The sequence below is a fragment of the Leucobacter sp. genome, assembly GCF_053528595.1.
Genome location: NZ_JAIVPF010000027.1, coordinates 1 through 9435, shown reverse-complemented (window position 1 = coordinate 9435; position 9435 = coordinate 1). Strand labels below are relative to the sequence as shown.

Sequence of the window (9435 nt, the reverse complement as noted above, 5' to 3'; positions counted from 1 at the left end):
GCAGCTCGATCGTGTCGCGCAGCTCGGGCAGCGGGCGCAGCGCCAGGCGCAGTTCGGGATCGCGATCCCGCTCCTCCCAGAGCTCCAGCCGGGGGAAGCCCTCGCCGTACGCCGCGATCCGCGGCAGCGCGCCGGCGAGGAACGCGTCGACGCGATCGCCTCCAGCGGCGGTCCCGTGCGCGTCGAGCACCGCCGTCCGGAAGCGGCGGCGGTGCAGCTCGAGTCCGCGCACCTCCGCGTCGCCCGTGCGCGGGTTCACGCGCACCCGGAACGAGTCGGCGGCGAGCAAGCGGGGGGATCCTGCGGTCACGTGCTCACCCTACCGGGGCCGCGGCGGGTCGGGGCCCGGCGCGCTCGGGTGCGGCCCGGCCGGTGCTCGTAGCGGCGGCCCGCGCGATGCGCGTCTCGCGGCTCGGTACAGTGGTCGGGTGAGCGGAAGACGTGGGTGGGCGGGAGATGCTCCGTCCGCCGCGCGCGTCCTGGCGGCGAGCGGTCTGCCGTGGTGCTGGTTCGACGGCGAGGGCGCCGCCCCCGGCGAACCGCGCGTGAGCTATCTGGGCGTCGCGAGCGAGGTGCGGGTCGCCGAGCGGGGCAACGAGCGCGCGTTCCTCGCCGAGCTGAGGGCGGGGCTGCACGCGGGCCCGGGCCGCGGTCCGCACGCGGGTCCGCACGGCGGTCCGGGCGATGCGGGCGGCGAGGGCCTCCACGGGGGCTGGGCCGTCGCGCTCGGCTACGAGTTCGGGGTGGCGCTGCTCGGTCTCGACCCCGCGCCCGATCCGGCGGACCCGGGATTCGCGCTGCGTCTCGACGCCGTGCTCGCCATCGACCACGACGGGGGGCGCTCCGAGCTGCGCGGCGTCCCCGAGGCCGCGGATCGGCTCGAGGCGCTCCTCGCAGCGGGGGCCTCGGCCGCGGCTCCCTCCGCCCGAACGCGCACCGCCGCCTGGCGCCGCAGCGACGCGGAGTACGCCGCGGAGGTCGAGGCCTGCCGCGCCGCGATCCGCGACGGCGAGGCCTACGTGCTGTGCCTCACCGACACCGCAGAGGCGGGCGGCGCCTTCGATCCGCTCGCCGTCTACGCGCGCCTGCGCGCCGGCGGGGCCGCGGCCAGGGGCGGCGTGATCGCGGCGGGCGACCGCGCGCTCGTCAGCGCGAGCCCGGAGCGCTTCCTCTCGGTGCGCGGCGCGCGCTTGGCGACCCACCCCATCAAGGGGACCCGGCCGCGCGGCGGCACGCCCGAGGAGGACGCGGCGCTCGCGGCGCAGCTCGCGAACGATCCGAAGGAGCGGGCCGAGAACCTCATGATCGTGGACCTCATGCGCAACGACCTCAGCCGGATCTGCGTCCCGGGCTCGGTGGCCGTCGAGGGCTTCCTGCGCGTCGAGACCCATCCCCACGTGCACCAGCTCGTCAGCACCGTCACCGGCGAGCTGCACGGCGCGGTCGACGTCTTCGACGCGATCGACGTGTGCTTCCCGGGGGGCTCCATGACGGGGGCGCCCAAACGGCGCGCCGTCGAGATCCTCGCCGGTCTCGAGGCCGGGCCGCGGGGGCTGTACTCCGGGTGCTTCGGGTGGATCGACGGCTGCGGCGACGCCGAGCTCGCGATGACGATCCGCAGCGCGGAGATCCGCGGGATCGGCGCCGCCGGCGAGCTGCGCGGTGCGAGCGCCCGCATCGGCGCGGGGGGCGGGATCACGGCGGACTCGCACGCCGCGAGCGAGGTGGCCGAGAAGCACCTGAAGGCGGCGTCGCTCTTCGCGGCGCTCGAAGCGTCGCGGGGCTGACGCCGGCCGTCCCGCTATGCCTCCCGCCGCTCCCGCTCGGCGAGCTCCGCGAGGGCGGTGGTGACGGATCCCCAGCCCTCGAAGAACCCGAGCTCCTCGTGCAGCGCGCGACCCTCCGGATCCCCGTGCCGCACGAGCACGTCGTAGGAGGTGCCCTCGGGATCGTCGGTCAGCCGGATCTCCGCGGTCATCGCGATGGGCGATGGGCGGGCGGGGCGCCAGGCGCTGTCGACCGCGTTGGTGAAGACCAGGCGCCGGCCGCGCTCGACCTGCAGGAAGACGGCGTCGACGTGGGGCGCGAAGTCGACGCCGTCATCGCTCATGCTGGTGACGAAGGCGCCGCCGGGCTGCAGCTCCAGCCGGTCGACCCGGGCCCGGGCCGGCGCGGGGATCCACCACTGCGCGAGGCGCTCGGGATCGCTCCAGGCGCGCCAGACGATCTCGCGCGGCGCCCGGATGAGACGGTGGAGGGTGAGATCGAGCCGCGGGTCGACGGGCCGGGCCGCGGCCCCGGGGATTTCGCTGGTCATGACTGCTCCTTCTCGGTGATGCGTGCGATGCCGGCCTCGGCCTCGGCGAAGACGGCCAGGCGGTCGGCGCGTCCCTCCCAGACCCGGCGCTGCGCCGCGAGCCAGTGCTCGATCGCGGCGAGTCGGTCGGCGTGCAGCTCGCAGCTGCGCACACGACCGGTCTTGCTGGTGCGCACGAGGCCGGAGGCCTCGAGCGTGCGCACGTGCTTGAGGAACGAGGGGAGCGACATGGGGAAATCCCGCGCCAGCTCGCCGACGCTGGCCGGCCCCCGCCCGAGCCGCTGCACCACGGCGCGGCGGGTGGGGTCTGCGAGGGCCGCGAAGACGCCGTCGAGCCCGTCCTCGATCCCGGAGGAATGGTTAGCCATGCAGTTAAGTGTGCGCGATCCTCGTCCGGGACGCAAGCCCCGGCGCGGCATGCCGCGGCCGCGCGAAGCGGTATCCTGGAACGGTGTGTGCCCGCGCGGCGGGCGATCCCGAACGAGATCGAGGTGTGTGTGAGCGAGCGGCAAGCGAGCGTCGAGGTGAGCGCGGTCGAGCAGCAGGCGCGTGAGGCCGGGGGATACGACTTCAAGGCCATCCAGGAGCGCTGGCTCCCCGTGTGGGAGCGGCTGAAGCCCTTCGAGGCGGGCGACGGCGCGGGCGACCGCCCCCGCAAGTACGTGCTCGACATGTTCCCGTACCCCTCCGGCGACCTGCACATGGGCCACGCGGAGGCGTTCTGCTTCGGCGATGTGCTCGCCCGCTACTGGCGCGGCCGCGGCTACGACGTGCTGCACCCGATCGGCTGGGACTCCTTCGGGCTGCCCGCCGAGAACGCCGCGATCAAGCGCGGCGTCGATCCGCGCGAGTGGACCTACGCCAACATCGCCCAGCAGAAGGCGAGCTTCCGCCTGTACGCGCCGTCCTTCGACTGGAGCCGTGTGCTGCACACGAGCGACCCCGAGTACTACCGCTGGAACCAGTGGCTGTTCCTCAAGATGTACGAGAAGGGCCTCGCGTACCGCAAGGCCAGCTGGGTCAACTGGGATCCGGTGGATCAGACGGTGCTCGCGAACGAGCAGGTGCTGTCGGACGGCACCTCCGAGCGCTCGGGCGCGATGGTCGTGAAGAAGAAGCTCACGCAGTGGTACTTCCGCATCACGGACTACGCGGATCGCCTGCTCGACGACCTCGACCAGCTCGAGGGGCAGTGGCCGACCAAGGTGCTGAACATGCAGCGCAACTGGATCGGCCGCTCGCGCGGCGCCGAGGTGGAGTTCGAGATCGAGGGCCGCGAAGAGAAGGTGCCGGTGTTCACCACCCGGCCCGACACCCTGCACGGCGCCACCTTCATGGTGGTCGCGCCGGACTCGGATCTGGCCGCCGAGCTGGCCGCGGGCGCCTCCGCCGAGGTGCGCATGCAGTTCCAGGCATACCTCGAGCAGACGCAGAAGCAGACCGAGATCGAGCGGCAGAACGCCGACCGCGAGAAGACCGGCGTGTTCCTCGACCACTTCGCCGTGAATCCGGTCAACGGGGAGCGCATTCCCGTGTGGGCATCCGACTACGTGCTCGCCGACTACGGTCACGGCGCGATCATGGCCGTGCCCGCGCACGACCAGCGCGACCTCGACTTCGCGCTGCGCTTCGAGCTGCCGGTGCGGGTGGTCGTCGACGCGCGGGACGCCGACGGGGCGCGGCTGCCCGATCCCGCCGAGAGCGGTGTCGCGACCGCCGGCGACGGCGTGCTGATGAACTCCGCCGAACTCGACGGGCTGGCCAAGGCCGAGGCGATCGCGAAGGCCATCGAGATCCTCGAGGATCGCGGCACCGGTCGCGCGTCCACCACCTACCGCCTGCGCGACTGGCTGATCTCGCGCCAGCGCTACTGGGGCACCCCGATCCCGATCCTGCACGGCACCGGCGACCACGAGGGCGAGATGAAGCCGGTCGAGCAGTCGGCGCTGCCGGTCGAGCTGCCCGCATCGGAGGGGCTGGACCTCAAGCCCAAGGGATCCTCGCCGCTCGGCGCAGCGACCGAGTGGTCCACCGTGGTCGACCCGGGGACGGGGGAGACCTGGACGCGCGACCCCGACACCATGGACACCTTCGTCGACAGCTCCTGGTACTACCTGCGGTTCCTCTCGGCGAACGACGACACGCAGGCCTTCGATCCCGAGCTCGCGCGCAGGTGGGGACCGATCGACCAGTACGCCGGCGGTGTCGAGCACGCGATCCTGCACCTGCTCTACTCGCGCTTCATCACGAAGGTGCTGCACGACCTCGGATACCTCGATTTCGAGGAGCCCTTCACCGCGCTGCTGAACCAGGGCATGGTGCTGCAGGACGGCGCGAAGATGTCGAAGTCGAAGGGCAACCTCGTCGAGTTCGCCTCGGAGCTGCAGGAGCACGGCGCCGATGCGCTGCGCGTGACCCTCGCGTTCGCCGGCCCGCCCGAGGACGACATCGACTGGGCCGACGTGTCGGTGCAGGGATCGGCGAAGTTCCTGGCGCGCGCGTGGCGCGTGGCCGACGACGTGGAGCGCTCCGGCGCTCCGGCCGGGAGCGACTTCGCGGGCGGCGATCCGGAGCTGCGCAAGCACACCCACCATCTGCTCGCCGACGCTCCGGGACTCGTCGAGGCGTACAAGTTCAACGTGGTCGTGGCGCGCCTCATGGACCAGGTGAACGTGACCCGCAAGGCCATCGACTCGGGCCGCGGCGCGGCCGATCCCGCGGTGCGCGAGTCGGCCGAGGCGATCGCGGTGATCCTGTCGCTCTTCGCGCCCTACGCGGCCGAGGACATGTGGGCGAAGCTGGGCCACGAGCCCACCGTGGCTCTGGCCGAGTGGCCGGCGGCGGATCCCGCGCTGCTCGTCGAGGACGAGGTGACCATGGTCGTGCAGGTCGACGGCAAGGTGCGGGATCGCCTCACCCTGCCGGCCTCGGTCACCGCGGAGGACGCGGAGGCGGCCGCCCGGTCATCGGCCGCGGTGCAGCGCTCGGTCGGCGATCGCGAGATCGTCAACGTGGTGGTGCGCGTGCCGAAGATCGTGAGCATCGTGACGCGCTGATCCCGCGCGGGCTCGCCCCGGAAGCGGCTTCATCCGGCCCGCCCCACCCAGACGCGGAACTCGCCGGCTGCGCCGCCGACCGCGACGGAGCCGTGGACATCGGTGCGCAGCACACGGGATCCCGCGGCCTCGAACGCCGCCAGCGCCTCCGCCGTCGGGTGGCCGTAGCCGTTGCCCGCTCCCACCGAGACGAGCGCGATCTCGGCGTCGATCTCGGCTGCGAGTGCAGGGTCCTGATCGCGGCTCCCGTGGTGCGCGACCTTGGCGATGTCGGCGCCGAGCTCGGCGCCCGTTCCCCGGAGTGCGCGCTGCTCGTCCTCGCCGGTGTCGGCGAGGAGGAGCACCGAGACCGCTCCCGTGTTCACGCGCAGCACGAGGCTCGCGGCGTTGGTGTCGGCGGGGATCGCGCCCGGGAGCGGGGCGAGCACCTCCCAGCGCAGGCCGCCGATCGTGCCGCGCAGGCCGGCCTCGCCGAAACGGTACGGGATTCCGGCCCTCTCGATCCGCCCCACCAGGGGCCGGTGCTCGCCGTCCGCGCGGTTGTCGGGCGCGAGGAGCGCCGTCTCCGCGATGCCGGCGACCGTGCTCAGCGCGCCCACGTGGTCGCGGTCGTCGTGCGTGAGCACGAGCAGCGCGATGCTGCGCACCCCGAAGCGGTCGAGGCACGCGTCGAGCATCGCGGGGTCGTCGCCGGTGTCGACCAGCATGACCCGTCGCGGATGCTCGGGATCCCGCAGGAGCAGCGCGTCGCCCTGGCCGACGTCGCAGGCCACGATGCTCCAGTCGCGCGGCACCCCGGCGCCGTCGAGCAGCGGCGCGACGGCGGTCGGTCCCGCGAAGGCGCCCCCTGCGGCGCAGAGCAGCACCGCGGTCGTCGTGCGGCCCGCCGTCGAGAGCGGGCGGCGCCCGCGCCAGGGGGAGCGCCCCGCCGCGCGATCCCGGGGCAGCGCGATGCGGTGCGCGAGCAGCCCCCACGCCGCCAGCACCGCGCCCTCCACGGCCGCGAGCAGCAGCGCTCCCGGCCAGCCCTCCGGCCACGGCCACCGCGCGAACGGCAGCTGCGCGACGACCTCGGCGGTCGCCGCGACCCAGCGCGCCGGGAGCGAGGCGAGCACCGTCACCGCTCCTCCGGCCGGCTCCGACACGGGGAGCAGCACGAGCGCGAGCAGGCCGAGTCCGGTGCCGAGCGGGGCTGCGGGCCCGGCGACCACGTTGGCGAGCACTCCCGCCGCGGGGATTCCCGGTTGTAGCAGGAGCAGCAGCGGCCCGCAGGCGAGCTGCGCGGCGACGGCGACGGCGACGGGGAGCAGCAGCCAGCGCGGTGCCGGGAGGAGCCGCGACATGCTCCGCTCGAGCGCCGGCACGACGAGCAGGATCCCGGCCGTCGCCGCGACCGAGAGCGCGAAGCCCGGCTGCAGCGCCTGCCACGGGTCGGCGGTCAGCAGCAGGACCATGGCCGCTCCGAGCGCCGGGAGCGCGACCGCTCGCCTGCCCCCGAACCCCGACACGAGCACCACCGCGGCCATGAGCGCCGCCCGCTGCACGCTCGCATCGGGTCCCACCAGCAGCGCGAAGCATCCGAGTGCGGCGCCCGCGAGCGCGATCCTCGATCGCCGCCCGGCTCCGAGCAGACCCGCGCACCACATCACCGCGCCGGTGACGAGCGCGCAGTTGGCCCCAGAGACCGCGACCAGGTGCGTGAGCGAGCTCCGCTGCATCCGCTGCTCGAGCGAGTCGTCGATGAGCGCGGTGTCTCCCACGGCGAAGCCGGGGACGAGCGCAGCGCCGGGCACCGCTTCCGCCGCCTCGCGCAGCTGCATGCGCAGCGTCGCGGCGACGCGTCCCGCCTCCGCGGTCGGGCCGCCGGCCCCCACCGCGGAGGGGTCGACCCGAGCCGCCTCGACGCGCACGCCGTAGGCCGCCGCCGACCCGGGTCCGAGTGCGACCAGCCGCCCGCGCACCGTCAGCCGCGTCGCCGGTGCCCAGGAGTCCGCTCCCGCCGCCGAGCCCGCGTCGAGAGCGATGTCGTCGCGCAGCCACAGCACCACCGGAACCTCGCCGCCACCGGTTCCGATGGCCGCCGCCTCCATCCAGGCCCGCGGCGGCCCCTCCGACGCCTGCAGCTGGGGGAACCCGCGCAGCACCGCGTCGAACTCGAACGCGCTCTGCTGCTCGGCCGCGCGGGCGAGGCCGGGATCCGAGCGAACCCTCTCGTCGCTCTCGATGCTCGCCCCCAGCAGCACCAGCACGGCGCAGCTCACCGCGCCGTGGCGCAGCACCCGCCGCGCAATCCGTTCCACCGCGAGTTCCGCGCGGTGCCCGTCGGCGTTCCCCGCGGCCCGTTCTGCGGTCCGCCCGGAGGTCCGCCCTGCGACCCGCCGCACCACCCGTCCTGCAACCCGTCCCGCCATCCACCGGCTGGACGTCGCGAGCAGCACGAGGACGCTCCCGAAGGAGCCCGCCAGAAGGGCGAGCATGCGCCCGGTGCCGGGATGCAGCACCGCGAAAGCGGCGCAGGCCCACGCGAGCAGTGCGGGGGCGAAGATCCGCCAGACCCCCGGCGGCGATCGATCGCGCGCGGTGCGAACGGTCGCCGCGGGCGCACCCGTGCCGCTCATCGCACCGTCACCAGCTCGCGGAAGCCGTCGAGGGTCTTCGCGCCGATGCCCGAGACCTCCAGCAGCTGATCGACCGAGGCGAAGCGGCCGTTCGTCGCGCGCCAGTCGAGGATGCGCTGCGCGAGCGCCGGGCCGACCCTCGGCAGCGTGTCGAGTGCTGCTGCGTCGGCGGTGTTGAGATCGACCGGAGCGCCTCCGGCGGCCGCCGCGCTGCTCCCCGCGCCACCGGTCGTTGCGCCGCCGGCCGTCGCGCCGGCAGCTGCTGCGCCGCCCGCCGCCCGCTCGGCGTCGGGCACGAGGATCTGCTCTCCGTCGACCACGAGACGCGCGAGGTTGACGGCGGAGAGCACCGCGCTCTCGTTCGCGCCGCCCGCCGCCTCGATGGCCTCTGCGACGCGCGCCCCTGCGGAGAGCTCGACGACTCCGGGATGCGCGACCTCACCCGCCACGTGCACGAGCACGGGTCCGGCGGCGCCGTCCGCGCCTCCCGCGGCCCGAGCGTCACCCGGGCCCTCCGACCCGGCTTCCGCTCCGTCGTCCGACGACGAGGCCCTGGCCATGTCGCGGCTGATCTCCTCCGCGGCCTCCGCTGCGGGACGCAGCTGCAGCATCGTGAGCACGATCGCGATCACGACGGCGATCGTGAAGGCGACCGCCCCGGCCAGGGCGGGCACCGCCACGGCGCGCGCGATCCGCCTCGGAGCGGGAGCGTCGATCTGCCGTTCGAGAACCGGCGGCGTTCCGGGCGCGCGGACCGAGGCTGAGCGCTCGCGCCAGCTCGCCCGTTCGAGCACGGCCTCGGAGGCCCAGCCCGAGGAGATCCGATCGGCGGCATGCCGCCGGGAGGCGGGCAGCGGTTCCGGCCTGGAGCGTCTGGGGTCGTCGAGGTGCATGCGGACACGCTATGCGGCGCGCGGTCCGGCGTTCCAGCGTGCGGCCCACGATGTGCACGACTCGCCGTCGAGGCGGCGAGGATCCCCTGGTGTGAGCGAAAGGACGGTCTGCGTGAGGTCGCGCCGCGCCTCCGACCACGCCTGCCGAAAAGGCCGGCAGCGCGTCCGGCCGCGGATGCGGCCCCGCCGATCGGTTCGCCGTGAGAGCCGATGGACGAGTGCGCCCGAGGCCCTGCGCCGGCGACCCGTGGACTGGACGAACCGGCGGGATCGTGCACCCTGTTCAAGGGCGCTGTCGCCTCCGAGTGCGAGGAAGTCTCCGAGCGGCTGTGCGGGATGTCCGCGCGGTGGCCGAGGAGAGTCAGGGTCGCCAGAGTTTGCAGGCAAGCGTGGCTTGCGGCCCCCAGACCGAGCCGCCGGAGCTCCACCTCGCGATTCCTTGCACGGGCGTGCTCGCGCTCGATCTGCACGTGGTGCCGAAGCTTGCATTCGTCGCGTTCCCGCTGCGTGCAACATGGAAAGTCGCACTTTTCCTCATAGTCAAGCCTTGG

Annotated in this window: 7 protein-coding genes and 1 pseudogene; 3 read left to right on the top strand and 5 right to left on the bottom strand. The window is 74.2% G+C overall.

Annotated features, from left to right (window positions below; translation table 11 throughout):
- A pseudogene (locus ACWKZU_RS06155) lies at positions 1–310 on the bottom strand (hypothetical protein); the annotation flags it as partial.
- 118 nt (positions 311–428) lie between these two features.
- On the opposite strand from ACWKZU_RS06155, the gene ACWKZU_RS06150 reads away from it, so the two are divergent.
- Positions 429–1787 carry an anthranilate synthase component I family protein gene (locus ACWKZU_RS06150; protein ID WP_449281520.1) on the top strand — a complete coding sequence of 453 codons (1359 nt, stop codon included), beginning with the start codon at positions 429–431 and terminating at the stop codon, positions 1785–1787.
- Positions 1788–1801: 14 nt separating this feature from the next.
- On the opposite strand, the gene ACWKZU_RS06145 is transcribed toward ACWKZU_RS06150, so the two are convergent.
- Together ACWKZU_RS06145 and ACWKZU_RS06140 are read right to left on the bottom strand one after the other, a co-directional pair.
- Positions 1802–2317 (bottom strand): SRPBCC domain-containing protein, encoded by a 516-nt coding sequence (locus tag ACWKZU_RS06145; RefSeq protein ID WP_449281519.1) that lies wholly within the window; start codon positions 2315–2317, stop codon positions 1802–1804.
- Positions 2314–2685 (bottom strand): ArsR/SmtB family transcription factor, encoded by a 372-nt coding sequence (locus ACWKZU_RS06140; protein WP_449281518.1) that lies wholly within the window; start codon positions 2683–2685, stop codon positions 2314–2316. The genes ACWKZU_RS06145 and ACWKZU_RS06140 overlap by 4 nt, the downstream gene beginning before the upstream one ends.
- A 156-nt stretch (positions 2686–2841) precedes the next feature.
- Here ACWKZU_RS06140 and leuS point away from each other — a divergent pair, with 156 nt between their 5' ends.
- Positions 2842–5373 carry a leucine--tRNA ligase gene (gene leuS, locus ACWKZU_RS06135; protein WP_449281521.1) on the top strand — a complete coding sequence of 844 codons (2532 nt, stop codon included), beginning with the start codon at positions 2842–2844 and terminating at the stop codon, positions 5371–5373.
- 29 nt (positions 5374–5402) lie between these two features.
- On the opposite strand, the gene ACWKZU_RS06130 is transcribed toward leuS, so the two are convergent.
- On the bottom strand, positions 5403–7991 hold the full coding sequence (locus ACWKZU_RS06130; protein ID WP_449281517.1) for a ComEC/Rec2 family competence protein: 2589 nt from the start codon (positions 7989–7991) through the stop codon (positions 5403–5405).
- On the bottom strand, positions 7988–8884 hold the full coding sequence (locus ACWKZU_RS06125) for a ComEA family DNA-binding protein (RefSeq protein ID WP_449281516.1): 897 nt from the start codon (positions 8882–8884) through the stop codon (positions 7988–7990). The genes ACWKZU_RS06130 and ACWKZU_RS06125 overlap by 4 nt, the downstream gene beginning before the upstream one ends.
- Before the next feature lie 347 nt (positions 8885–9231).
- Between ACWKZU_RS06125 and ACWKZU_RS06120 the strand changes: the two genes are divergently transcribed.
- Positions 9232–9435, top strand: a 204-nt coding sequence (locus tag ACWKZU_RS06120) for a hypothetical protein (protein WP_449281515.1), incomplete at its 3' end; no start/stop codon positions are given.

What these genes read in the sequence shown, in the direction of transcription:
- ACWKZU_RS06140 (WP_449281518.1), bottom strand. Translation starts at nt 2,685, where the DNA reads ATGGCTAACCATTCCTCCGGGATCGAGGACGGGCTCGACGGCGTCTTC.
- ACWKZU_RS06125 (WP_449281516.1), bottom strand. Translation starts at nt 8,884, where the DNA reads ATGCACCTCGACGACCCCAGACGCTCCAGGCCGGAACCGCTGCCCGCC.
- ACWKZU_RS06130 (WP_449281517.1), bottom strand. Translation starts at nt 7,991, where the DNA reads ATGAGCGGCACGGGTGCGCCCGCGGCGACCGTTCGCACCGCGCGCGAT.
- ACWKZU_RS06145 (WP_449281519.1), bottom strand. Translation starts at nt 2,317, where the DNA reads ATGACCAGCGAAATCCCCGGGGCCGCGGCCCGGCCCGTCGACCCGCGG.